This window comes from Alcaligenes sp. (assembly GCF_050255915.1).
Taxonomy (GTDB): Bacteria; Pseudomonadota; Gammaproteobacteria; order Burkholderiales; family Burkholderiaceae_B; genus Alcaligenes; species Alcaligenes aquatilis.
This window is the reverse complement of sequence record NZ_JBFWIQ010000008.1, coordinates 180590-202602: the sequence shown is the minus strand read 5'-3', so window position 1 is coordinate 202602 and position 22013 is coordinate 180590. Positions and strand designations below refer to the sequence as shown.

At 57.9% G+C, this 22013-nt stretch carries 25 protein-coding genes and 1 pseudogene; 11 read left to right on the top strand and 15 right to left on the bottom strand.

From position 1 onward, the window contains the following. Positions 1-28 precede the first annotated feature (28 nt). The 3 genes from AB7E06_RS12330 to AB7E06_RS12320 all read left to right on the top strand — a co-directional run bounded on the left by AB7E06_RS12330 (position 29) and on the right by AB7E06_RS12320 (position 1940). Positions 29-898: a LysR family transcriptional regulator gene (locus AB7E06_RS12330; protein WP_395029925.1), complete on the top strand. Its 870-nt coding sequence runs from the start codon at positions 29-31 to the stop codon at positions 896-898. A gap of 70 nt (positions 899-968) precedes the next feature. After that, the gene (locus AB7E06_RS12325; protein ID WP_427957153.1) at positions 969-1409 is read left to right on the top strand and encodes a GNAT family N-acetyltransferase; all 441 of its coding nucleotides are present in this window, start codon (positions 969-971) and stop codon (positions 1407-1409) included. A 3-nt stretch (positions 1410-1412) separates the two neighbouring features. Continuing rightward, entirely contained in the window at positions 1413-1940 is a 528-nt protein-coding gene (locus AB7E06_RS12320) for a DUF523 domain-containing protein (RefSeq protein WP_083953792.1), read from the top strand. On the opposite strand, the gene gcvA is transcribed toward AB7E06_RS12320, so the two are convergent. After that, positions 1937-2839, bottom strand: coding sequence for a transcriptional regulator GcvA (gene gcvA, locus AB7E06_RS12315; RefSeq protein WP_068639606.1), 903 nt, complete (start codon positions 2837-2839; stop codon positions 1937-1939). The two genes, AB7E06_RS12320 and gcvA, sit on opposite strands and share 4 nt — an antisense overlap. Positions 2840-2957: 118 nt before the next feature. Between gcvA and AB7E06_RS12310 the strand changes: the two genes are divergently transcribed. Both AB7E06_RS12310 and AB7E06_RS12305 read left to right on the top strand, forming a co-directional pair. Then, positions 2958-4385: an L-lactate permease gene (locus AB7E06_RS12310; protein ID WP_183018110.1), complete on the top strand. Its 1428-nt coding sequence runs from the start codon at positions 2958-2960 to the stop codon at positions 4383-4385. A gap of 15 nt (positions 4386-4400) precedes the next feature. Next, the gene (locus tag AB7E06_RS12305) at positions 4401-4787 is read left to right on the top strand and encodes a DUF4260 domain-containing protein (protein WP_183018109.1); all 387 of its coding nucleotides are present in this window, start codon (positions 4401-4403) and stop codon (positions 4785-4787) included. 9 nt (positions 4788-4796) lie between these two features. Here the strand turns inward: AB7E06_RS12305 and AB7E06_RS12300 are convergent, their stop codons facing one another. The 10 genes and pseudogenes from AB7E06_RS12300 to AB7E06_RS12255 form a co-directional block, all read right to left on the bottom strand. Next, on the bottom strand, positions 4797-6785 hold the full coding sequence (locus AB7E06_RS12300) for a DUF3363 domain-containing protein (protein WP_395029924.1): 1989 nt from the start codon (positions 6783-6785) through the stop codon (positions 4797-4799). Next, positions 6782-7225, bottom strand: a complete 444-nt coding sequence (locus AB7E06_RS12295; RefSeq protein WP_395029923.1) for a hypothetical protein — start codon at positions 7223-7225, stop codon at positions 6782-6784. The genes AB7E06_RS12300 and AB7E06_RS12295 overlap by 4 nt, the downstream gene beginning before the upstream one ends. Continuing rightward, entirely contained in the window at positions 7222-7821 is a 600-nt protein-coding gene (locus tag AB7E06_RS12290) for a S26 family signal peptidase (protein WP_395029922.1), read from the bottom strand. The genes AB7E06_RS12295 and AB7E06_RS12290 overlap by 4 nt, the downstream gene beginning before the upstream one ends. Further along, a complete protein-coding gene (locus AB7E06_RS12285) occupies positions 7818-8363 on the bottom strand; it encodes a DUF2840 domain-containing protein (RefSeq protein ID WP_395029921.1) in 546 nt (181 codons plus the stop codon). The genes AB7E06_RS12290 and AB7E06_RS12285 overlap by 4 nt, the downstream gene beginning before the upstream one ends. Further along, entirely contained in the window at positions 8360-8635 is a 276-nt protein-coding gene (locus AB7E06_RS12280) for a chromosome partitioning protein ParB (protein WP_395029920.1), read from the bottom strand. Before AB7E06_RS12280 ends, AB7E06_RS12285 begins: the two co-directional genes overlap by 4 nt. After that, positions 8632-9270 carry a ParA family partition ATPase gene (parA, locus tag AB7E06_RS12275; protein ID WP_395029919.1) on the bottom strand — a complete coding sequence of 213 codons (639 nt, stop codon included), beginning with the start codon at positions 9268-9270 and terminating at the stop codon, positions 8632-8634. Before parA ends, AB7E06_RS12280 begins: the two co-directional genes overlap by 4 nt. 265 nt (positions 9271-9535) lie before the next feature. Continuing rightward, on the bottom strand, positions 9536-10381 hold the full coding sequence (locus AB7E06_RS12270) for a replication initiator protein A (RefSeq protein WP_382430610.1): 846 nt from the start codon (positions 10379-10381) through the stop codon (positions 9536-9538). Positions 10382-10407: 26 nt separating this feature from the next. After that, complete coding sequence (locus AB7E06_RS12265; protein WP_183018174.1) at positions 10408-10692, bottom strand: helix-turn-helix domain-containing protein; 285 nt, start codon at positions 10690-10692, stop codon at positions 10408-10410. A gap of 113 nt (positions 10693-10805) precedes the next feature. Continuing rightward, positions 10806-11573 (bottom strand): DUF2285 domain-containing protein, encoded by a 768-nt coding sequence (locus tag AB7E06_RS12260; RefSeq protein WP_395029918.1) that lies wholly within the window; start codon positions 11571-11573, stop codon positions 10806-10808. Positions 11574-11894: 321 nt separating this feature from the next. After that, positions 11895-12241, bottom strand: a pseudogene (locus AB7E06_RS12255) (DUF2958 domain-containing protein). 283 nt (positions 12242-12524) lie between these two features. Between AB7E06_RS12255 and AB7E06_RS12250 the strand changes: the two are divergent. From AB7E06_RS12250 to AB7E06_RS12240, 3 genes are all read left to right on the top strand, one after another. Continuing rightward, positions 12525-12815 carry a helix-turn-helix domain-containing protein gene (locus AB7E06_RS12250; RefSeq protein WP_180701082.1) on the top strand — a complete coding sequence of 97 codons (291 nt, stop codon included), beginning with the start codon at positions 12525-12527 and terminating at the stop codon, positions 12813-12815. A gap of 87 nt (positions 12816-12902) precedes the next feature. Then, complete coding sequence (locus AB7E06_RS12245) at positions 12903-14162, top strand: DNA methyltransferase (RefSeq protein WP_395029917.1); 1260 nt, start codon at positions 12903-12905, stop codon at positions 14160-14162. Then, positions 14159-15934: a DGQHR domain-containing protein gene (locus tag AB7E06_RS12240; protein WP_395029916.1), complete on the top strand. Its 1776-nt coding sequence runs from the start codon at positions 14159-14161 to the stop codon at positions 15932-15934. The genes AB7E06_RS12245 and AB7E06_RS12240 overlap by 4 nt, the downstream gene beginning before the upstream one ends. Positions 15935-15960: 26 nt before the next feature. On the opposite strand, the gene radC is transcribed toward AB7E06_RS12240, so the two are convergent. Further along, a complete protein-coding gene (gene radC / locus AB7E06_RS12235) occupies positions 15961-16470 on the bottom strand; it encodes a RadC family protein (protein WP_180701085.1) in 510 nt (169 codons plus the stop codon). Between radC and AB7E06_RS12230 the strand changes: the two genes are divergently transcribed. Further along, positions 16462-16617, top strand: a complete 156-nt coding sequence (locus tag AB7E06_RS12230; RefSeq protein WP_427957147.1) for a hypothetical protein — start codon at positions 16462-16464, stop codon at positions 16615-16617. The two genes, radC and AB7E06_RS12230, sit on opposite strands and share 9 nt — an antisense overlap. A 187-nt stretch (positions 16618-16804) precedes the next feature. On the opposite strand, the gene AB7E06_RS12225 is transcribed toward AB7E06_RS12230, so the two are convergent. From AB7E06_RS12225 to AB7E06_RS12215, 3 genes are all read right to left on the bottom strand, one after another. After that, complete coding sequence (locus AB7E06_RS12225) at positions 16805-17971, bottom strand: PDDEXK nuclease domain-containing protein (protein ID WP_395029915.1); 1167 nt, start codon at positions 17969-17971, stop codon at positions 16805-16807. Next, complete coding sequence (locus AB7E06_RS12220; protein WP_395029914.1) at positions 17968-19167, bottom strand: tyrosine-type recombinase/integrase; 1200 nt, start codon at positions 19165-19167, stop codon at positions 17968-17970. The genes AB7E06_RS12225 and AB7E06_RS12220 overlap by 4 nt, the downstream gene beginning before the upstream one ends. A gap of 421 nt (positions 19168-19588) precedes the next feature. Then, positions 19589-19798, bottom strand: coding sequence for a cold-shock protein (locus AB7E06_RS12215; protein ID WP_009461028.1), 210 nt, complete (start codon positions 19796-19798; stop codon positions 19589-19591). Positions 19799-20182: 384 nt separating this feature from the next. Between AB7E06_RS12215 and AB7E06_RS12210 the strand changes: the two genes are divergently transcribed. Both AB7E06_RS12210 and AB7E06_RS12205 read left to right on the top strand, forming a co-directional pair. Beyond that, positions 20183-21511 (top strand): FAD-dependent oxidoreductase, encoded by a 1329-nt coding sequence (locus AB7E06_RS12210; RefSeq protein WP_395029913.1) that lies wholly within the window; start codon positions 20183-20185, stop codon positions 21509-21511. Next, the gene (locus tag AB7E06_RS12205) at positions 21498-22001 is read left to right on the top strand and encodes a thiosulfate oxidation carrier protein SoxY (RefSeq protein WP_094196180.1); all 504 of its coding nucleotides are present in this window, start codon (positions 21498-21500) and stop codon (positions 21999-22001) included. Before AB7E06_RS12210 ends, AB7E06_RS12205 begins: the two co-directional genes overlap by 14 nt. The last annotated feature ends 12 nt before the right edge of the window (positions 22002-22013 follow it).

Below are 22013 nucleotides of genomic sequence, written 5' to 3'. Positions count from 1 at the left end.
TGAATTATAGAGAACTAATTTTCTTTAAATGAGAAACTTCGACCTGGACGATCTGTCCATTGTTCAAGCTGTAGTGGCGCACGGTGGCGTTGCTCGGGCGGCACAAGCTCTGCACCGTGTGCCGTCCAACATCACTACGCGCATCAAGCAACTTGAAGCCCGTATGGGGCTAGAGTTGTTCGTGCGTCGTGGTCGTAGTCTGGTACCCACAGAGGAGGGCCGCTTGCTGGTCAGCTATGCGGAGCGTCTACTGCGATTAGCTGATGAGGCAGAGTCGGCCCTGCGAACAGGGAAGCTACTGGGGACATTGCGTATCGGCTCGTTGGAAAGTACCGCAGGTAGCCGGTTGCCAGAGCTTTTGTCACGTTACAACCAAGCTAACCCTGCGGTGCGGATTGAGCTTGTTACTGGGACAACCGGTGCGCTGATCAGCAGACTGGCGCGCCATGACATCGAAGCCGCCTTTGTTTCAGAACCTTTTCATGCTCCAGGTGTAGCTGCTGAACCCGTTTTTGAAGAAACGCTGGTGCTCATTACTGGTTCCCATATTAATTCATTATCCATTCTCGCTAGTATGGGAAATTTTGCACTTATTGCTTTTGCAAGCGGCTGCTCATATCGTCGTCTGCTGGAGCAATGGCAGAGTGAAAATGAGGTGAGTGTTTCCGGGGTTTTGGAATTTTCATCGTATCCAGCGATTGTCGCATGTGTCGCGGCAGGTACTGGCGTGGCAATTGTTCCGAAATCCGTTCTGGCTGGTTTGCGTGCGGCTCAAATGGTGCGTGCCCATGAGCTACCCGCACACATGGCATCCAATAGAACGCATTTGATTTGGCATGAGGGAAAAGAATCCTTGGCACTGAAGAGCATGCGCCAACTTCTAATCTCAGCAGAATAGATCAATCATTATTTTGAAGAACCAAATGATTGTCTAAATTTTTGAAAAAAATTTTTTGAGGATAAAACAATTGTTTCTCCCCATCCAAAAATCAGATATCCAGAAATGCGCGAGTTTATACACACAGGTTTTTTCCTCTCCACCTTGGAGCGAACCGTGGACTGATGAAGAAGCGGACAATCGTCTGCGCTACTTAATGGATAGCAAAGGTTTTTTTGGTTTCTTGGCAGAAAAAGATGGCAAGACCATAGGATTCGTTCTGGGAACCACTGAGCCCTTTGTAGGAGGAAATGCTTGTTATCTCCGCGAAATGTGCGTTTGCCCCACTGAACAGGGTCGGGGCATTGGCAAGGAATTGATAGCGTATCTCCATACGGCGCTTGTTTCTCTTGATGTCTCTCGCTCCTACCTCATCACGCAAAGAGGCGGGCATGCGGCGCGCTTCTATGAAAAAAATGGCTATATCCAGGAAGTTGACGATGCCGTATACCAAGCTGATCTGAAGGAATAGCACATGCAGCGGATTCTGGTCAGTGCGTGCTTGCTGGGCGAGCAGGTGCGCTACGACGGTTCTCACAAGCAATCTCGCCACCCGATTCTTCAACAGTGGGTTGCAGAGAACAGGGTGATCTCCATCTGTCCAGAGTTATCAGGAGGCATGCCTGTTCCACGTCTACCGGCAGAAATAGCGTCCGGTGAGGGCGGAGAAAAAGTTCTCCAAAGACAAACGAGCGTTGTGGACTCATCCGGAGCTGATGTTTCTCACCCGTTTATTGTTGGCGCACAAAATGCACTTCGCATAGCGCGCTTACACGAGATTCACATAGCTGTACTGAAAGAAGGCAGCCCTTCATGCGGCTCTCACCAAGTCTATGATGGCTCGTTTAAGGGGCATCTGGTTGCGGGGCAAGGTGTAACGGCTACGTTGCTGAGAATATCTGGCATCTTCGTTTTTAGTGAGATGGAGTTCAACGATGCCCATAACATGCTGCTCGATCTGGAAGCAGACAGTATCGCTAGTCCAATTTCCCATAAGCCCTAAATCTCAATTTCTTTCGAACACCGCTTTGCTTCGTTCAGCAACCATGCACGGAACACGGCTACATCAGGCCTGCTGGAGACAGCGGATGCAGGATATACAAGCCAATAGCTGTAATCGTTAGGCTGGGTAATCGAAAAAGGCTGAACGAGACGGCCTGCCCGAAGTGCATCGCCAGCCAACAGCAGCTTTCCGAGTGCGACACCTTGACCGTCAATGGCCGCTTGAAGGACATGGCTGTGATCATCGAATTTGGGGCCGCTGCCAGCGTTCGGATTCATGACTCCCACATGAGCAAACCAGTAAGGCCATGCGTCCTTAGGGGTGTCGTGCAAAAGACATTTCGCAAGCAGGTCTGCGGGTTCCATCAACGGACGATCCGATGCCTGCAATGAGGGGCTGCAAAGCGGTGACAGCATTTCCCGCGCAATCAAATCAGCTTTCAGCCCTCGCCAACGTCCGAGCCCCGAGCGGATGCCTACATCGAAGCGGTCATCAGACACGTCCCATAGTTCGACCGAGCTGGTCAGCTTCACCTCAATGTCAGGGTGCATTTCCCTAAAAGCGCCCAGACGCGGTACCAGCCAGCAAGTGGCGAAAGACGGCAACACCGTGATGCGCAAAGGCCCATCATCGCGTTCACGCAGTGAACTGCTGACGAAGGACAGCCGATCCAACATGGCTGTCAGTTCCGGCAGCCAAGCCTGGCCCTTGTCGGTCAGGCGCAGCGCATGTCCCGCACGCAAGAACAGCGCTGAACCCAACCACTCTTCCAGTTGCCGTACCTGCTGGCTGATGGCTGCCTGGGTTACGCACAGTTCCGCCGCCGCACGGGTAAAACTCATGTGCCTCGCTGCAGCCTCGAAAGCACGCAATGCGGTTAGTGGGGGAAGGCGTCTCATGACAGATGACCCGCTCTTGATTAGATAGACTTATGGAGAGGATCAGTATAAGTCGCTGGCAGGTATTCAGGTCAAGGTGTCAAATGACCGAGTTATTGCGCCAGCCCTCGTAGCCCCAATGCTTTCGTTACTTCATATCTCCCCTGTTCTGTTGGTTCTCTCTGCGATTCTTGTATTCAAACAACCGCCTGTCAGGGCGGCTCTTGTCGGTGCCACCCTTGCCGTTGCACTTATGCTCCTTGGTGCCGGGCACCCGCTCTCACGCGAACTCTCGCAATGGATCGCTCAAGACACGCTGATTCTGTTTGCCAGCGTGGCGTTCGTACTAGCCCCCGGAATGATGTTGGTCGTCCTGATTGAGCGTACGGGCGCAACCCAGGCGCTGAGCACATGGGTAAGCAACCTAAAGCTGCAAGGCGTTCAGCAGTTGGGCTTCATCGTGCTGGGGCTTGCCCCTTTGCTGGAATCCATGACGGGATTCGGTGTTTCACTGATTGCCGTCATTCCTGTATTGCTGGCACTTTTTGACCGTGACAAAGCACTGCGCATTGCATTGGCTGGAATGGTCATCATGCCCTGGGGAACCTTGGGGCTGGCAACGGTGGTAGGAGCCACACTGCTGGATGCGGCACCAACGGAATTGGCCAGTCAAACAGCAATCACAAGTGCGCCGGTGTTTGTTGGTTTGGCTTTGGCGGCTACCTGGATTGCGGGTTATCGCAAACTGACCGCCTATATCTCAATGCTGACCATAGCGCTGCTGTTTGTGTCGGTTTTGTATGTCGCCTCGGCTTGGCTTGGTCCGGAAATCGCGGGGGTAAGTGCAGGTTTCGCTGTCGTGCTGGTGGGGCTGCTGAAGTCATGTCCAAAAATGCCCTCCGCAATTCATTGGCCGGCAGCAGCTTGGCCTTACATGCTGCTATTCTTCTGCGTTATCGCACTCAAGATACTTGTTGTTGTAACTCAGGCTGACATATGGCTGGTGGTACAAGGGGCAAGCATTGCATGGAAACCACTGGCGTCTCCGGGAGTCCCGATACTACTCGTGTGCTTAGTTCTGCTTGCTCGACGAGATGAACGCCTCAGGTTTCAGACGTTCTGGCAATCGGTATCCCAGCGAGCGCGGCGCCCGTTACTGACGATTCTGTGTTTCTTGTTCATGTCACAAGTCATGGTGAAGGCCGGTTTTCTTTCAGGTGTGCGCGACAGGCTCTCTGCCATGGATAGTGAGTTGCTGCCATTCCTGGGCGCCATACTTGGGGGGATCGGTGGCTACCTCACAGGGTCAAACGTGGGTGGCAACGTTCTCATGATGCCAGCCATCGCAGACCTTCCAGCATCGTTACTTCCCAGCATGGCAGCCACACTGAACAGTGCGGCCGGCCATGCAGCACTGGGTTCTTTACCCATGATTGCTACGATTGCTGGCTTGGCAAAAATCAATAATCCAGAAGAACAACGTCTGGTGCGCTTCGCTCTTGTCGTTGTGGTAGTCAATATGGCCCTGGTGGGGTGTGCTGGTGCATTTTTGGCTTATTTTGATTAAAAGGATAATTTTGTGATGGAAAAAGGCTCAGTATCAGGTGGCATCAAAGATCTATTGAGAATTGAAGGGTTGACGGTTTTTTTGCTCAGTTTATTTGCATATTCTGAGTTTGGTTCGGGCTGGGGATTATTTGCACTTTGCTTCCTTCTCCCGGATTTGTCTTTGCTCGGCTATATCGTGGGTGCTCGGATCGGTGCGGTGCTATACAACACTGCTCACTCTTACGTTGGCGCTTTGCTTTGCGTAGCAGCAGGCGTGTATCTCTCTCAGCCATTGGCAGTTTCATCAGGAATCATCTGGATCGCTCATATTGGCTTTGATCGCTCACTTGGATATGGATTGAAGTACGAGAACGGCTTCCGATTCACTCACCTTGGAACAATCGGGCGACCAAAAAACTGACGTTCAGCTCTACAAAACACTCGGGCTGCGGCCCAAGTTCCAAGACACGCCACCGCCGCGCACCGTCGCGGCGAGTTGCTGCCCCAGTCGCTGTTCGATCACCGGCCGCCAGGGCACCAAGCTGAACCCCATGCCGTCATCGAGCATCGCGTAGCGACCGCTGGCAAGCATGACCGAGCGCCGGTAGATGCCGGCCACACGCTGACCGTCGGCGACGGGCCGATGCTCCAAACCGGTATCGGCGGCAATGTCCTTTGCAGCCTGCGCCAGTTCCCGATTGCGCAGCGTGCCCAACAGGTTACGGGCGAGGATCACGCGCTGCCCGCGCCGCTCGGCCAGCCCCTGCTCAGCGAGGAACTCCCCGCGCTGTTGCAGGGTGTTCTTCACCTCGCCGCCAAAGCCCAGGTCGCCCAATCCCTTGCCGCCGCTGATCAACTGCTGATCCAGCCAGGTCGCACCGATCACGCACGCCTGCCGCTCAATCGGCAGGTACGATTTGAGTTCCACGGCGACACCGCCCAGGCGCTGCGCATCGTACTGGCGGCCACGCTCGGCCAGGTCGTCCGGCACTTTCCATAAGCCATCGGCCACTCGCTCCACGATGCCGGCACGGCGCAGGGCTTCCAGCCGGTGAACATGGGCTGCGACGACCTCCTGCGGGTCGCGGCCGGGCATGGCTCGGCTTTGCTCGATGGCAAGGTGATGGTCGGCGCGATACAGGCCACCGCTCGCCAGCCCAGCGACGTTCTTGTCGGCCGCCCGCACGTCGGCGGAACCACGCACTTCCACCACCGCACCGGCGGGATAGTTCGCCAGCTCGTCGCGGGCGTTCAAGGCGACGTAGTGGGCCTTGCCGTCCACACCGTCGATGACCAGATAGCCGCGGTCGTGCAGCTCGTCGGCCAACCCCTTGCCGGCCACGCGACCGATGACAGTGCGGCCATCCTTGCCCGGCTCGAATACCTCCAGTTCGCGCGGCTGGCCGCTCATCGCCCGCTGCATGGTGCGGATGATGTCGCCGCGCTCGCCCAGGGCGCGCAAGGTCTTCTCCGCGTCCACATGGACGGCCCAGGTGCCGGGCTGCGTCTCGTCGGCCAAACCCATGCGCTGCAAGCGTTGCAGGCGGCCGATCAGCAGCAGGCGCCGGCGTTGCAGCCGGGATTCGTTGAAACGCTCGATCTGCACCCGGCCGTCCTCGCCGGCTTCACGTTGCAGCGTGCGATCCAAGCTTGTCCACCGCTCCTGTTCCACCTCGCGCTGCAAGGTCTGCTGGATCTCCAGCTCGGTGCGCCGCCCCAGCCATTCGGTCGCCAGCTCGGCGGCCCGATGGCGGAAGCCGTGGGCGATGTAGTCGCCGGCGATGATGAGGTCTTTTCCGGTGTCGTCGCGCCCGAGCACGATCAGGTGGGTGTGCGGGTTGTCGGTGTTCCAGTGATCCACCGCCACCCAATCCAGCCGCGTCCCCAGATCGGCTTCCATCCGGTTCACCAGATGCCGGGTGTAGGTGCGCAGGTCGTCCAGCTCGGCCCCGTCCTCGGGCGAGACGATGAAGCGGAAATGGTGCCGGTCGTCGGCGGCCCGCTCCTTGAAGGCATCGAGGTCGGCTTCGTCGGTCTGCGGCCCGTAGGCCCGGCCCGGTTCGCCATCGCGGCCGGCGCCGTCGCGCTCGATGTAGCGCAAATGCTTGGCGAGCGATTGCAGGCTGGCATTGCGCTGGTTGACCAGCAGGGTCTTGATGGTCACGCGCCGCGACATGGGCGTCAGCTTCGCGCCCGCGAAACGCGCCGCCGTGTGGCCGCGCCCAAGCCTTGAACCGGGGCGCTGGCCGGCGCGTGCGCCGCTGCCGCCGGCTGCGGAATGGCGCATCGAGGACTTGCCGCCGCTGGCCTTGCCAGCCTGCTTGAGCACCTTGGAAACGAAGCTCTGGCCCTGGCCCTTGCCCCGGTTCTTCGGTGCGCTGGGGCGCACGCGGAAATCGTCGTCGCGGCGGTCGGTCATGGCTGCTCTCCCTGCAAGCTCTGGCGTGTCCTGTCGTGCGAAGCACGCGGACATGCCTGCATTGGCGCGACCTTCGCGCCGAACGCGGCACGGCGGCAAAGCCGCTCCGTGCCGTGCCACCCCCATGTGCAGACAGGCTTTCGACGCGGCCCGGTGCTGCGTCCTTTTGTCTTGCCTTCCGCCTTTGCCTTCCGCTGACGCTCCAGGCACCGGCGGCCCGGCGGCGCTGCTGCGTGAGCAGCCAGCGCGCCGGCGAACGCGGCGATGGCCGTAGGCCGGGCGCGTTCGAGGCAGGACGCCTGCACGTTGGACGGCTGCGCCGGATGCAACGCGACGTGCGGTGCGAATGCACCGGCACGGCAGGCGCGGCGACACGGCAGCAGCCAGTGGATCGACATGCCCGATGGCACGCCGAAGCGCAGCGAGTCGGCGGCCATCATGGGCGTTTCTCCAGCCAGATCGGGCGCGCAACGCCGATCACGGCGGATGCGCTGACCGGGCCGAAATACCGACTGTCGAAGGACGCCGGATTGGTCACACTGAGCAGGAACAGTTCGCCAGGGCGAAGCTGCCGGCATTGCGGCCAAGATGGCAGCGGCCGGCCCAGCCGATCAGCAGGCAGCACGGCGGCCGAAGGCACGCCGTCGATGCGCACCTGACCGGCGACGATGCAGACGTGTTGCGGCGCCACCGCGCCCACACGTTTGAGCAGCGGCACGCGCGTCGGCAAGTAGCCGCGCTGCGCAGCGAGTGTGGCAGCCGTGGCCGGCAGCGGCACCAGCACGATGCTATCCACGGACAAGGGACGTGGCAGCGAGGCGGTGCGCGGGTCGAGCGGGTCGATGCGATACCAGCCGACCGCCACGCTGTCGGACGGGTTGTAGGTCAGGCGCGGCAGCGGCGACACGAGAGCCGCCCAGGCCAGCGCAGCGAAGCCGATGGCGGCCAGTGTTGCCACGACGATGCGAGCGCGCAGGCGCGAGCGAGGACGCGGCGGCACGGCGGGCGCGTTGGCCGTGGTGATCGGGGCCGTCATGGCAGCACCTTCCCGGCCAGCCAGGCGGTATGCCGCTCGGCGGTGTATTCGGGCAGCGCAAGGCGAGCCGCAAGACGGTTGCCCAGCGTGCGCCAGTACGCGGGCGACACGTCGATGGCGGCGATGCCCAGCGCCTCGATGCCGTCGATGCGTTCCAGCACGGCGCGCACGTTGGCATCGCCTTCGGTGTGCAGCAGCAGGCGCGCGCCCGGCTGCACGCCGGGGATGCGCTGCGCCGCGTCCAGCGGTGTGCAAGCCTGCATCACCATGAGCTGCCAGCGGATCGTGCCGTAGTCGTTGGCCTGCCAGCGGATGCGGCAGAGCATCGCGCCCGGAAGGAACACCGCGCAGCGCCGCCAGCGGTCGAGCTGGAGCGTGCGCGCCGGTTCGCCGAAGCGCAGGTAGAGCTTGAAGCGATGTTCGAGGTAGGCCAGCGAAACGCGCGTCAGCGGCACGTTGCCGGCCTGTCCGGCGAGTGCCGAAAGCGCATTCAACGGCGCAGCCGGTGCAGCGTTCGCGGCAGGCAAAGCGGATGCGGTCATGGTGTGTTCTCCGGCGGAAACTCCCGCTCCAGCAGAACGCGCAGCAGGTCGGCCACGGTCACGCCTTGCGTGAAGGCCGACACCTTGATGCGCGCCCGCATGGCGGGCGTAATGTCCAGGGTCAGGCGCGCGGTGTAGAGGTCGCCTTTGCCCAGCGCATCGGCATCGCCCTGGCGAATCCACGCTTCGGCGTGCGGATTCGCGGGCGGACGTGCGCCGATGCCGACGCGTTTGCCCGTGCGTTTGCTGTTGGGTGGCTGCTTCGCAGTCATATCGGCCACCGCAGCAGTTCGTCCACCAGGGCGGTGATTTCACGGGCGGCGGCGCTGTCGGGCGCTGTCTCGCGTGCGAGCCGGCCAGCGGCCACGCTGTCGGCGAAGACGATGCGCTGATGCACTTCCGAGTTCAGCGTAGGCAGCGGCTGTTCGGCGAGCGATTGCCGCGCCTCGCGGCCGATGATGGTGGTACTGACGCGCCGATTGATGACGAAGGCCGCGCGCAGCGCAGGCCGGAACACCTGCGCTTCGCGGATCAGCGAAACCATTTCCGAGCTGGCCCAGAGGTCGTAGGGGCTGGGTTGCACCGGGATCAGCACGCGCTCGGCCGCCAGCAGCGCGGAGCGCGCCAAGGCGGCGATGCGTGGCGGCCCGTCGATGATGACGTGATCGGCCCGCCTGGCGAGTTCTGGCGCTTCCTGATGCAGCGTTTCGCGTGCGAGGCCCACGGCGCTGAACAGCCGTGGCAAGCCTTGCAGGCTTCTGCGCTGCGTCCAGTCCAGCGATGACCCCTGTGGGTCGGCATCGAGCAGGACGACATGCTGGCCGCGCATCGCCAGTTCGCCCGCGATGTGCGTGGCGAGCGTGGTCTTGCCGACGCCGCCTTTCTGGTTAAGCAGAGCGAGGATCATGGCGCGGCCCTCCCTGCTGGAAAGCCGGGCTTTGCCTGCCGTGCAAAACGCTGTTCGCCGTGCCGTTTCCCGGTTGTCCACCGAAACGGCGCGCTTCTACTAAAAGTTATGTATTTCTTGTTAGGGAAGTTAGAGGGGACGCAAACCCGCGCCGTTATTGGATTTCCGGCGTTTTCGTACTCCTGATAGCACGATAGGCGTACTCCCGATAGCACGATACCCGGTACTCCTGATAGCACGAGGCCGTCCACACCTTTTCCCGCAGTTATCCCCGTGCCGTGTGCAGCACGGGCCGGAAGGTCAGCAGCTCCATCCCGTCGTCCAGCATCCGCTCGATGCCCAGGACGTAGCCGGGCAGCGACTGCCGCGCCACCAGGACGCGCAGGTCGTAGGCGAAGTCGGAGAAGCGCGCAGCGCTGCCCGACTTGCGGTGCAGGTGCCGGAAGTCGAATTGCCAGCCGCCCGGCTGCTTGCCGCCGTGCTTGCGCACCAGGCGGTACAGCCAGCGTTCGATGCCGCCCTTCAAGCGGAAATAGGCCGGGTCGATGGTCAGCACCAGGGCGGCATCGAGCACGCCAGCATAGAACCAGTCCGGCAGGATCAGTTCGATGCCCAGCGGAACGCCACTGGCATCGGCCAGTTCCTTCCACTCGTTGATCCACGAGAAGCGATGCAATCGCCTTCCCGTGGTTTCGCGGATGGACGTGGCCACCGTGGTCGATTGCAGCCGGTCGAGCGCGGCTTTCAGCCGCAGGTAGTCGTTGAGCGACGTGCTGCGTCCGATGAAGCGCAGGATCTCGTAGGGGGTGGCGCGTATCCAGCGCGACGGGCGGATGCCCGCGTCGCGCGCCTCCACGATCTGCGAGGCGGCCCATATCAAAACGTCCGCATCCCAAATGGTCGCTATGCCATGCTCTTGCGTGCCTTCCACGCGGATGGTGATGCCGCCGGCGCGGAAGTCGATCGGCGCGATGCGCCGCGACTTGGAGAGCGAGAAGAACGGAAAGGCCATCAAGTCCTGGCTGTCGCGGGGTGCCATGTCGCCCGGCAGCGCGCGGAACAGGTCGAGCTGTTCGCGCTGCGGCAAGGCTTGCCCTGGCGGGCTGGACATGGCGACGGCCACCCACGCGCCAGCGATCAGCGGCCGTCACGGTAGTCGCCCGCGTGGCGTTCGGCATATTCCGGGTCGGACGTCGCCTCGTAGCTGCGCTGGTCGGCCCAGGCATCGAGGTCGGACACCGCGTACATGACGCGCCGGCCGAACTTGCGGAACTTCGGGCCGCCGCCGACCACGCGCTGTTTCTCCAGCGTGCGCGGCGAAAGGCGCAGGTACTCGGCGGCTTCGTCGTTGGTCAGGTAGCGTTGGGGCTGCGCAGGCGCAGCGGCAGCAGCGGCGGCAGGCCGCAAGGGAGCAGGTCGCATAGGATGAACCTCCATCAAGCCCGGCCGCACCACGCGGCCGGATAGAGGCACTTTCGAGAAAGCGAGGCTGCTTGCTAAGGGACGATCTGCGAGGGACGCGAAACGTCCCCCTGCTACAACGGCAGCAGCGGAAGCTGTGCCAGGCGGCGATAGCCGCCGCGCATCAGCGCCTCACCACGGCGCACCAGCCGCCGCACGCGGGCGCGCAAGGCGCTGTCCTTGTGCCAGTCGGCCGCGACCGCATCCACGCCGAACAACCCTTCGGCGACTTCGCGCAAGGACGCGCCCGCCAGGGTCGCGTCGAGCGCCTGCAAGGTGTGCAGCTCCAGCACCGCGCCGGGCGTAGGCCGGGAACGGGCCGCCGCCGCAGGCGCGGCAACCGTGGCGGCGGCCAAGGCATCCAGCTCGGCCACGAGCGTGCGATAGCGAACGCAGGGCATCGCGCAGGCGCGGGTCGCGTACAGGTAGGCCATGCCGTCTTCCAGGCCCGGCCCGAGCGCGACCCGCAAGCAGCAGCCCGGCCAGTGTGACACCAGCACCAGGCGCTTGCCGTCGTGGATAAGTTGCTTGCGGCCAGGAACACGCCAGAACTCGAAGGCATGGGCCTCGGGCGGCGGGTCGGCATCCGGGTAAAGCTGCACCACGGCATCGTGATCGGGAAACCAGGCCGGATGTGCGTCGCGCGAATCCAGGGCGGGATTTTCCAGCAGACGCAGCCCCCAGCGCTCGGCAGCACCCGGTTGGCGACGATGGTGCAGCCAGTCGCGCCGGTAGTCGGGATGGCGGCGCAGATACTCCCAGGCCAGCGCCGGGCCATCCAGGTGCAGAACGTAGAGATAAGCCGCCGTGGCATACCACGGCTCGGCACTGCGATCAGCCATGAGGCAACCTCCCTGTGCTGGGGATGCGTCGCCAAAGCGAAACGGCGTGCTACGAGGCCATCGTCAAAACGTTATGGGTGAAGCGTAAACTGGCAGTGTCAAGACCGATGGACTCCGATGCGTTGCTGAAATCGTCCGAATGCGACGGCGGCAACGCACTCCAATGGCATGCCGCGTCGGTCAGCTTGCCGCAGCCCGCGCCAGGCATCATGACCGTTTCGATCGGGCACGCACCGCTACGGTGCAAGACTGCCGACTCAGACCGAACGGGTCACAGACCAGACCGAAATAGACATAGTGCGCCCCGCTTCGCGGTGGCGCTCAATTGGTGATCGAGCCGTTGTCTTCGGCCAGTCGCAGGTATTCCGACAGCCGCCGCACCGGCTGGAAGTAGCAATTCCTCATCACGGGCTGCTGGCGCGGCCCGACGATGGCGGCCAGGTCGGACAGCTTCACCGTTCCCAGTGCAGGCATGCCAATCCCCAGGTCGATCAAACCGTGGGCGGTATCGCCATCGGCTGGATCGAGTGAGGCCAGCAGCCAGGTGACATGCGCATCCGGGGTGAACAGGCGCACCAGGGGCAGTGGGCCAAGCCCTATCCAGCAGCACTAGGCTGGCAGTTGATCAGCAGGCATGCGCGGGCGGCGGCGCTGATGAGCGGGGCCATAGCCCCGCTTCTTGCCCGAATGGACACAACCCGCCGAAGCGCATCTGTGCTTTCGTGTGGATGCACACGTGAACAAGTCCACGCATCCGCAGATGCGTAGAGATACGAATGTGCGTGTACGCCAGTCAGGAACGACACGGATCATGGCCTGGTCTTTAAAAGAAATCCGCTGATACGCCTTTTTGTGAGGCATGAATACCAAAAATCCCATAGAATGAGCCCTATTGGCTGTAGCCCTATAGGGCGCAATGAGCTGCTATCTTAAATTTTGGGGAAGTCCAGCATGACGGCCAAGCCATCTTTGCCCGAGGCATTACGGCGGATACGGAAAGCACGCGGCCTCAGCCAAGAAGCCTTCTCGAACGTATCTAGTCGCACCTATTTGAGTTCGTTGGAACGAGGGCTGAAAAGTCCGACGCTGAAGAAATTGGAAGAGTTGTGTGAAGTTTTAGAAATCCACCCGATTTCACTTTTAGCGCTTTGCTATTTTGATGAAAGTGATATTGAAAATGGACTTCATCAAGTCAACGAACAAGTGCGATCTATCTTGCAAGAAAATCACGGCAACACCTAAGCATTGAGCCGCCATAGGTCTTGGCAAACACTCTAGGTGATACATAATTTCGCGCGAACAAAAGCGCAATAGAACTGAGAATAAGCGATGTCCAAAGTTTTTTTAGATGATGCTAGAAATTTGAAGAAAAGAATAAAGCCGTCGTCCTTGGATGTCACCATCACATCCCCCCCATATTTCGACATGAAGGATTATGGACATTCAGATCAAATAGGTTTTGGTCAAAGCTACGAGACATACCTAAAAGATCTCAAAGGGATTTTCAAAAACATCTATGATGCGACCAAGGATTCCGGCTCGCTCTGGGTAATCATCGACACCTTCAAGCGAGACGGGGCAGTAGTTCCTTTGCCATTCGATTTTGCTAGAGAAGTAAGCGCTGCTGGATGGAAGCTGCAAGACATAATTATCTGGAAAAAAGACAAAACAGTTCCATGGAGCAAAAAAGGCACCACAAGAAAGATATTTGAGTATGTACTTTTTTTCTCAAAAGGCCAAGACTTTAAATATTACTCCGAGCGCACAAGGGAAATAAAAGATTTAAAAGAGTGGTGGATACGCTACCCAGAGCGGTACAGCCCTAGCGGCAAAAGCTTGGAGGAAATATGGGAATTCAGCATCCCCACGCAGGGCTCCTGGGGAGATGGTTATATTCGCCATTTCTGCCCTCTCCCTGAAGATTTGGTTAGGCGGATAATAACGCTAACCACAGATGAAGGGGACACAGTTTTTGACCCATTCTCTGGCTCTGGAACAGTTCCTGCGCAAGCAGCATTCATGCTTAGAAAGTATTATGGATTCGAGTTGAACCCAGAGTACATCAGGATGTTTGAATCCTATCTCAAGGATAACCTAAAATCAAAACTAGGTTTGTATGCAGCATCCAAGAACTCTATGGATGAAGAATTGTTTAAAGAGAAAATAATTGACCTTCGCATTCTGAAATACGGGCGGGTTCTTTCAAAAAAACTAAAATCCTATGGAATAGGTATCTCAAAAATATGGATAGAACGCTCTAGAAAAGAATTGTCTGGAAAAAATGAAATAGCCTCAGCAAAATATGTCATGCTGAGCGACAAGCCACACTCTGAAATAATAGAGAAAATTGAAGAAATCACAAACGTGCCTCCATTGTCAAAGTTTGGAATTTCAGCCGATTTTTCAGTACAAGAAAACATCAAAGAATTTATAGATAATCTTCCTGACTCCGAGCTGTTTGTTTACACCGCCACAAACACGCACCAATATAAAACAACATTCTCTCAAAAAAATAAGGTTGTTGACGGGTTTATATTTAGTTCAATCGCGGTGAGTGTAAACGAAGAGATCTACAGGAGTTCAAAATGAGAGCGGCTACAAAAGTTGGCACCAAAAAGCCAAGAAAGAAAATGACCGCCGAGCAAAAGGCTCAGGCTAGAGCTACGGCGAAGAAAAAAAGAGAAGAGAAAAAATTCCGTACCTCGGCAAAGGAAATATTTACAGGATCCGGCTTCAAATTTATCGCGTCTGAAAATAAAGAGTTCACGCTAGAAACTAAAACCGGATCCAGAACTACGGAACTGGACGGTGTTTTCGTGTACGAAAATGTAATAGCCATAGTTGAAGACACCTGCACAGTATCCCCTGGCACACACTTGGCTGGCAAGCAAATTATTTTTGATCTAGCTATCAAAAATAAAATCGACCTCGTCAAGTGCCTAAAAGAAAATCTTTCAGATTTTTCTGAATACTTCGATGAAAAAAATTACGAGCCAGAGGACTATGTTCTGAGAGTTCTTTATTTCAGCATGAACTCCGTTGACTCAGAGCATGTCGAAAGCGCAAGTCGCGTGGGCATTCAAGTTGTAGAGCGCGCACTCACGAATTACTTTCATTCGCTAGTTAAAAATATTTCCGTCTCTGCAAAATACGAATTGCTAAAATTCATGAATGTTTCATATTCAGAATTAGGGGCAGCCAAGTTATCCGGAGGAAACTCTGGTTCAATAAGTTCCTACAACGGATTTCTTCTTCCAGAGGCAAATAGCAGCTATCCTACTGGATACAAAGTAATATCATTCTACGTAGATCCGGCCTCTTTGCTTAAAAAAAGTTTTGTTCTTAGAAAAAATGGCTGGATAGCTCCAAATCTTTCCTATCAGCGGATTCTGGATATGCCTAAAATAAAGCTGATGAGGAAATATTTATCGGAGAACAAAAGGGTTTATCTCGGCAATATCATTGCAACGCTCCCGCCGACAACAAAAATCAACGATATTAATAACTCCAATCAACTCACAAAAGATGAGCAGTCGAAAGTTAAACCTGTAAACATATCCCTCCCGGATGAATATAATGTTGTCGGTCTAATTGATGGCCAACATAGGGTTTATTCGTATCACGAAGGAATTGACACCTTTGATGCTCAAATAGGAAAGCTGCGTAGCAAGCAAAATCTACTGGTCACTGGGATAATATATCCAGAAGGAACCTCGGAGGATGATCGCATCCTTTTTGAGGCAAAGTTATTTCTCGAGATAAACAGCAAGCAAACAAAAGTCAAATCTGTTCTTACGCAAGAAATAGAACTTATCGTCAACCCGTTCTCTGTAACTGCCATTGCTAAAGCAATCCTCATAAAATTGGCCCGAAAAGGAGCCTTAAAGGACAAACTCGAAGAGCATGTTTTTGATGACGCGAAAAAGCTAAAGGTGTCATCTATTGTTAGCTATGGATTAAAGCCGCTAATAAAAAAGGATGGCGGAGACTCACTGTTTACCGCGTGGCCTGAAAGCAGCAAGAAAGATGAAATTCTGCTGCAAAAAAATCGCGATTACTTGGAAAGCTATATCGACTTTTGTGTGGATGAGATAAATTCTCTTTTGAATTCCATAAAAATATCTTTCCCGGCCGGCTGGAGCATAGGCCATGAAAACAAAATACTAACGCCGACTGCAATTAATGGATTTTTAAAATGCCTGAGGCTAATTTTGGAAAATGGCGATGAAAGAGGGCTGGAAGCCTATAAGAGTCGTTTCGGGAAAATATCCGAATTTGATTTTTCCAAATACAAATCCAGTCAGTGGAATCAACTTGGCAGCGATCTTTATCTTCGCTACTTTACCGAAGGAAATGTGTGATTGGGGAGAAACTATCTCCCCAGTGTTTATAGCGCCCCACGCTCCGCAAACGACACGGTACTGGTGCCTGCCGCGATGATGTGATCCACAATACGGACATCTACCAACGCCAGCGCCTCCTTGAGTCGTTGGGTCAGGGTCCGGTCGGATGTACTTGGCTCAGGACTCCCACTCGGATGGTTGTGCGCCAGGATTACCGCCGCCGCATTGAGCCGCAGCGCCTCCTTGACCACTTCACGCGGATACACCGATGCACTGTCGATGGTGCCGTGGAACATCTCTCGGTACTCGATCAGCCGATGGCGCGTATCCAAGAACAGCACCGCGAATACCTCATGCTCGAAGCCTGCCAACTTGTTGCGCAGGTACTCCTTGACCAGCGCCGGGGAAGTGAACTCAGCACCACGCTGCATCTTCAGTTCGATGGCCTGGCGCGCCGCTTCGAGAATTTGATCCACCGATGCCGGCATGTAGCGCCCTTGGGCGTCACGCACCAGCAAAGCGTCATCGAACGAGGAAAAGGACAGTTGCGACATGATCGTGCTCCGGTTGCTCGGGCGGAATTGCCCGGAACCGTGGCCAGCACGGCGCAGCGCAAGCGGTCAGGGATCGAAGACGGCCGACAGGCCGCAAGCGTGCGAGCACGCGCAGTCATTGACGGCGAGAACGCCGTGATACGGTGAAGGGAACAGCAAGACCGCCTACACCCCACTCAGCCACACACCCGCTGTTAGCAAGTGCGCAGCACGCGCAGGCCCGGATCAACGATCCAGGCCGAAGGCGTCAGGAATCAGCGCCGAATGGCTGTGATTCGGCAAGAAGCACAGAGGGCAGCTCGCGAGTCCGAAGGCGGAACGCCGGGACGCACGACTACTGCTTGTCGTCCTTGAGGGACAGCGTTCCGCGAGATTCGAGCAGCCGCCGCGTGTTCTCCAATTCCTTTTGCAGCAACTCTGCATCAGGCAGCACAGTGCGGTAGTTCGCCGCCATTACCTTGTTCGGCAAACCATCCAGCGCATACCGGGCCAGGGCATGGCCCTTGTCGGCACACAGGATCAAGCCCACCGGCGGATTTTCATCCGGGTAAGCCCAGTGCTCCTTGGCATAGTTGCAGTACATATGCATCTGTCCCACATCGGCATGGGTCAGGCTGCCCAGCTTCAAGTCAATGATGACCAGGCAGCGCAGCTTGCGATGGAAGAACAGCAGATCGACCCGATACCAAGTCTGGTCGATGCGCAACCGACGTTGCCGCCCGACGAACGTGAAGCCTTCCCCGAGTTCCAGCAGGAAGTCTTCTAGCCGCTGGATCAAGGCCGCTTCCAGGTCGGATTCCGAATATTCGTCCTTGAGGTCGAGGAATTCCAGCACATACGGATCTTTGATCGCGTCGTTGGGCGTGACGGCATCCTCGGGCTTGGCCACCGAACCCTTGACCAGCATCGCCGCCTTGTCCTTGGACAAGGCCGTGCGTTCGTAGAACTGGCTGCCAATCTGCCGGTCTAGCTGGCGCACGCTCCAGCCGCCGCGCAGCGCCTCGGCCTCGTAGAACCGGCGAGCATGGTCATCCTTGACCGACAACAGCCGGACATAGGCCGACCACGGCAAGGTGAAGACCTGGGCCAGTTCGGAGAGGTCGAATTTCCGAGACACCGTCTCGGAATTCTCGATGGGCAGTCCGTCTCCAGATTTCCGAGACAGTGTCTCGGAAATTGCCTCAAGGGGGTAGGCGACGAAGAAGCGCCGCATGTTCTCCAGGTTGTCCGGACTGAAACCACGCCCAAATCGCGCTGTCAGGTCGGCGGACAAGCGCGCCATCAACTGCTCGCCGTAACCGGCCCGCCGCCTCCCTTTCTGCTCGGCTTCGACGATCCGTCGGCCAATCTCCCAATAGCTGGCCGTCATCAGCGCGTTGACACTGCGCGCAGCCGCCTGGCGCGCCGCATCCAGCAGCTCCACGATGCCGCCGTGGATGCCGGCATAGCCAGCCGGTAAGGCCGCAGGTTTCCGCGTTGCCGCATGCGTCTTCCTTGTCATGCTGTCACCTCCATAGAACGGGATGCCCCGGTAATCGCCAGCCGCCGATTTGCCACCAGTTCGGCCGCATCCCGCACCGGCTTGTCCTCGGTATGAACATAGTGCATAAACATCGCCACGGTCTTGTGACCTGTGAGCTTCATGCCCACCTTAGTCGGCACGCCCGAGTTGGCAATGTCGGTGGTCGCTCGGTGGCGGATGCCGTGCGTACCAACGTGTGGCACGCCAGCGGCCTTGAGCACGCGCGTCCAGCCGCCGTAGTGTTCGCCGTGAGTCATGTGCCGGGCCGGGTCGTTGGGTGACGGCAGGACGTAGGGGCAGCCCTCCCGGCGCGGCGCTGTGGACAGTAGCCGATAGGCTTCCTCGCTCATGGGCTTGGAAATGCCGCCGGTCTTGCTGTCGGGCCAGACGACGCGGCGCTTTTCCAGATCAACCCACGCCCATTCGAGCGGGCAAATTTCGGAGCGACGGGCGGCGAACTCGAATTGCAGGCGGATCGCCAGCGGGATGACGTAGTTTTCCAGTCCTTCGGCTTCCAGCGTCTCCAACTGGCGGAAGATCCGCACCAGTTCATCGTCCACGATAAGCCGGGTTTCCTTGCCGGGTGGGTACATAGGGACGTGGCGGCATGGATTCGTCCCATCAGGGCGCAGCCCCCACACTTCGGCCAGGTTGAACATCTTGCGCAGCACGCCAAAGGTGCGGTTGGCCTCGGCCTGCTTGTAGGCCAGCTTCTTCATCAGCGCGGCCACGTCCGGGCGCGTTACGTCCTGCACCTTCATCCGGCCCATGATCGGGACGATGCAACGGTCAATAACGCCCTGATAGCCACGCTGCGTGCTAGGCTTGTTGCGCTGCTTGGAGTAATCCTCCATGAAGGTGTGGCAGAACTCCTTCATGGTCGGTGCCTTGCGGGCAGCGTTCTTGGCCGCGCTGGGGTCGCCGCCCTTGCGCACCTCGGCCAGCCACTCCTGCGCCATCGTGCGTGCCTGATCGACGGTCAGTTCCCCGTATTGGCCCAGCGCGGGCTTGCGGCGCTCGCCGGCGTTCGTGCGGTACTGGAGCATGAACACCTTGCGGCCCGCTGGGGTGATCTTGCATAGGAAGCCAGGCACCACGGTGTCCCGCAGTTCGATAGCCTTGTCTTGAGGTTGTGCCGCATCGACTGCGGACTTGGTGAGCTTGATTTTCGCCATGATGACTCCTCGGAAAGCCCGGTTTCCAAGAGCCGCATGGGAGCCACGCGAGGGGAAGCCGGGTCAAGTTTCGGAAAGCACCGGCATATATTGAACTCGCCTAAGTCTTTGATAAACCTACTGTATCGAGCCTTGGCGTAGTCCAGCGAATTGCGGTACTGGAGTCATCGTGAAACAAAAAAAGCCCCCACGCTGCGCCTTCGACTTGCGCTCCACCTCGCGGCTTGTATGCCGCTCGGATTCGCTAGGCACACAGCAGTCCGCAATGGACTGCTGTGTGTCCAGGCTCATCCCCGAGGGGGAGGTTTCGCCGGGGGCGCCGAGCCTTGGGACGGCCCGGCGACAAAAAAAGGCCGGAGCCCATAAAGGGTCCGGCCTTTTCAGTTTGACGCGGTGCTTGCCTGTTCAGGCAAGCCCATCATCAAAGAATTTGGATTTTAGTTGCGCATGGGCCTTTTTGGCCTGCACCTTCGATGAAGGAAACGCGTTGGTTCTCTTCCAGAGTTTTGAACCCGGTTCCCTGAATTTCACTGTGGTGTGCGAAGAGATCCTTGCCGCCGTTCTCCGGCACGATGAATCCGAAGCCTTTTTCGCTGTTGAACCACTTCACAATACCAATTTCTGTCTTCAAAATAAGTCCTAAATGTAATAACGAACAGAGAAAATAATTTTCCCTCCCAGAACTATCCTCTGATTTTGTCCACAAAGATAGCTCCGTTACTTTTAAATCCAAAAAATCCGGCTTTTCTGTTGTTTCCTGAGCGTTTTTAAGCGTTAACCCTTACCCACAAACCAGCGTAGCCGGCCCTTGGGCAGCCTGCCTTGATGACCCGCCCCTCCCCTAAATAAGCACCGCCGCTTCGCCGCTCCTGACCGGTGTTTGACTCCCGTTCCAGCGGCATCGCCCGGCAAAAAACCCCACGCATCCCCAGCACTCTTGGCTATACTGGCTCGCACAAAGCGGTCCACTTATCCTGATTGACGTGTGTCATGTCATGATCACGAGGAACATACAATGAATCGTAGAAACTTCCTGCTGGCCACCCCAGCCGCCGCACTTGGAACGCTGGTTCTGCCCTCCACCAGCCTCTCTGCCCCCGCCATCATCACCAACACCAGCCAAATCCTGCCACGCCACACCAAAGGCCCGCGCATTGTCATTTGTGGCGGCGGTTGGGGTGGCATGACAGCCGCCAAATACCTGTCCAAACTGGTGCCGCAGGCGCAAGTGGTACTGATCGAGCGCAACCCCACGTTCTGGTCCGGCCCCATGAGTAACAAGTGGCTGATTGACATCGTCAACACCGACTTTCTGAACCACGACATGCTGGCGCCGTCCATCAAGTACGGTTACAGCCTGGTGCACGCCGAAGTCACCGCCATCGAACGCGACAAGAAAACCGTGCGCACCACCCAGGGCGCGCTGGAATACGATTACCTGATCCTGTCGGGCGGCATACGCAATGCCTACGATGCCTGGTTCGGCAATGACACCTACGCGGCAGAATACACACGCCAACACTTCCCCAATGCCTACATCCCGAATGCCGAGATGTTTGCCTTAAAGAACAAGCTCAAAGCCTTCAAGGGGGGCACCATTGTGATGACGCTGCCCCCGCCGCCCCATCGCTGCCCGCCCTCACCCTACGAACGGGCCTGTTTGATGGCCTGGCATATCAAGACCAACAAGATTCCGGGCAAGATCATTATTCTGGATCCCAAACCCACCATCGCCCCCATTGGCGAAGGCTACCGCGCGGCCTTCCAGGAGTTGTATCCGGACATCATCACCCACGTGCCCAATGCCCGAGTGCGAGAGGTTGATCCCTTCAAGAAACACGTCAAAACCACCGCCGGCGACTTTGATTTTGACGACGCCGTGCTGATGCCCCCGCACCAGGCCGCCGATATGGTCTGGAATGCAGGTTTGGTCGGCACGGGGCCTGACGGCAAACCCACAGGCTGGGCCAATATTGACCCACGCCTGTTCACCGCCCGTGACGACGACCATGTTTACGTGGTCGGGGACTCCATGGGCTTTATTTCCGACCAGTTCGGCCACTATCCCAAGAGCGCCCACGTGGCGCACGCGGTGGCCAAGATCGTTTCCCAGAATCTGGCCGAACGTATCGCGGGCAAGGAAGTGGTACCCGTCCTACCCGACAACCTGTGCTACATGATGGTCAACGGGGATCCGCAAGAGGAAATCTCGGTCAAGTTTGAATACGAACTCGACGCAAGCGGCAAGGTTCTGCAAACGCAGATTGATATGGATGTCCGTACCCCCGACCTTGTTCAAGAAGACTTCCAGTGGATCCAGAGCCGTTTCAATGACTTCCTCTAAACTTCCTTCCCGTTTTGTCCGCCGCCGCCAGCTTTTGCTGGGCAGTGCGGCCGGGCTGGGCGCCGCCTGGCTACCCATCAATTTGCATGCGCAAGTCGCCTTTGATCAATTGCTGAAACCAGCCACTGCAGCCCAGGTGCAAGCCATTGTGGACGAGTTCCTGAAAGGCGCCAGCCCAGAAGAAAAAGGCATGAAGCTGGAGATGCCCGCTCTGGGCGACAACCCCGCCGCTGTGCCGGTCAAAGTGGTGCTGGACTTGCCAGCAAGCGACGATGTGTACTGCCAGGAGCTGATTATTCTGGCCCAGGGCAACCCGCACCCGCTGGCCTGCCGTTTCAACTTCACGGCCCTGGCCGGAACAACGGAAGTTGCCGTTCGCCTGCGCCTGATTGAAACCCAAACCATCCGCGCCTTGGCTCGCTTGAACGATGGCCGTGTCCTAAGCGCCCAGCATCACATTACCGTGACGGCTGGCGGTTGCGGCATGTAAACAAGGGGTACT

Bases quoted from the DNA above. Each gene is read 5' to 3' on its own strand.
- AB7E06_RS12330 (WP_395029925.1), top strand. From the start codon at position 29: ATGAGAAACTTCGACCTGGACGATCTGTCCATTGTTCAAGCTGTAGTG.
- AB7E06_RS12320 (WP_083953792.1), top strand. From the start codon at position 1,413: ATGCAGCGGATTCTGGTCAGTGCGTGCTTGCTGGGCGAGCAGGTGCGC.
- gcvA (WP_068639606.1), bottom strand. From the start codon at position 2,839: ATGAGACGCCTTCCCCCACTAACCGCATTGCGTGCTTTCGAGGCTGCA.
- AB7E06_RS12310 (WP_183018110.1), top strand. From the start codon at position 2,958: ATGCTTTCGTTACTTCATATCTCCCCTGTTCTGTTGGTTCTCTCTGCG.
- AB7E06_RS12305 (WP_183018109.1), top strand. From the start codon at position 4,401: ATGGAAAAAGGCTCAGTATCAGGTGGCATCAAAGATCTATTGAGAATT.
- AB7E06_RS12300 (WP_395029924.1), bottom strand. From the start codon at position 6,785: ATGACCGACCGCCGCGACGACGATTTCCGCGTGCGCCCCAGCGCACCG.
- AB7E06_RS12295 (WP_395029923.1), bottom strand. From the start codon at position 7,225: ATGATGGCCGCCGACTCGCTGCGCTTCGGCGTGCCATCGGGCATGTCG.
- AB7E06_RS12290 (WP_395029922.1), bottom strand. From the start codon at position 7,821: ATGACGGCCCCGATCACCACGGCCAACGCGCCCGCCGTGCCGCCGCGT.
- AB7E06_RS12285 (WP_395029921.1), bottom strand. From the start codon at position 8,363: ATGACCGCATCCGCTTTGCCTGCCGCGAACGCTGCACCGGCTGCGCCG.
- AB7E06_RS12280 (WP_395029920.1), bottom strand. From the start codon at position 8,635: ATGACTGCGAAGCAGCCACCCAACAGCAAACGCACGGGCAAACGCGTC.
- parA (WP_395029919.1), bottom strand. From the start codon at position 9,270: ATGATCCTCGCTCTGCTTAACCAGAAAGGCGGCGTCGGCAAGACCACG.
- AB7E06_RS12270 (WP_382430610.1), bottom strand. From the start codon at position 10,381: ATGTCCAGCCCGCCAGGGCAAGCCTTGCCGCAGCGCGAACAGCTCGAC.
- AB7E06_RS12265 (WP_183018174.1), bottom strand. From the start codon at position 10,692: ATGCGACCTGCTCCCTTGCGGCCTGCCGCCGCTGCTGCCGCTGCGCCT.
- AB7E06_RS12260 (WP_395029918.1), bottom strand. From the start codon at position 11,573: ATGGCTGATCGCAGTGCCGAGCCGTGGTATGCCACGGCGGCTTATCTC.
- AB7E06_RS12250 (WP_180701082.1), top strand. From the start codon at position 12,525: ATGACGGCCAAGCCATCTTTGCCCGAGGCATTACGGCGGATACGGAAA.
- AB7E06_RS12245 (WP_395029917.1), top strand. From the start codon at position 12,903: ATGTCCAAAGTTTTTTTAGATGATGCTAGAAATTTGAAGAAAAGAATA.
- AB7E06_RS12240 (WP_395029916.1), top strand. From the start codon at position 14,159: ATGAGAGCGGCTACAAAAGTTGGCACCAAAAAGCCAAGAAAGAAAATG.
- radC (WP_180701085.1), bottom strand. From the start codon at position 16,470: ATGTCGCAACTGTCCTTTTCCTCGTTCGATGACGCTTTGCTGGTGCGT.
- AB7E06_RS12225 (WP_395029915.1), bottom strand. From the start codon at position 17,971: ATGACAAGGAAGACGCATGCGGCAACGCGGAAACCTGCGGCCTTACCG.
- AB7E06_RS12220 (WP_395029914.1), bottom strand. From the start codon at position 19,167: ATGGCGAAAATCAAGCTCACCAAGTCCGCAGTCGATGCGGCACAACCT.
- AB7E06_RS12210 (WP_395029913.1), top strand. From the start codon at position 20,183: ATGAATCGTAGAAACTTCCTGCTGGCCACCCCAGCCGCCGCACTTGGA.
- AB7E06_RS12205 (WP_094196180.1), top strand. From the start codon at position 21,498: ATGACTTCCTCTAAACTTCCTTCCCGTTTTGTCCGCCGCCGCCAGCTT.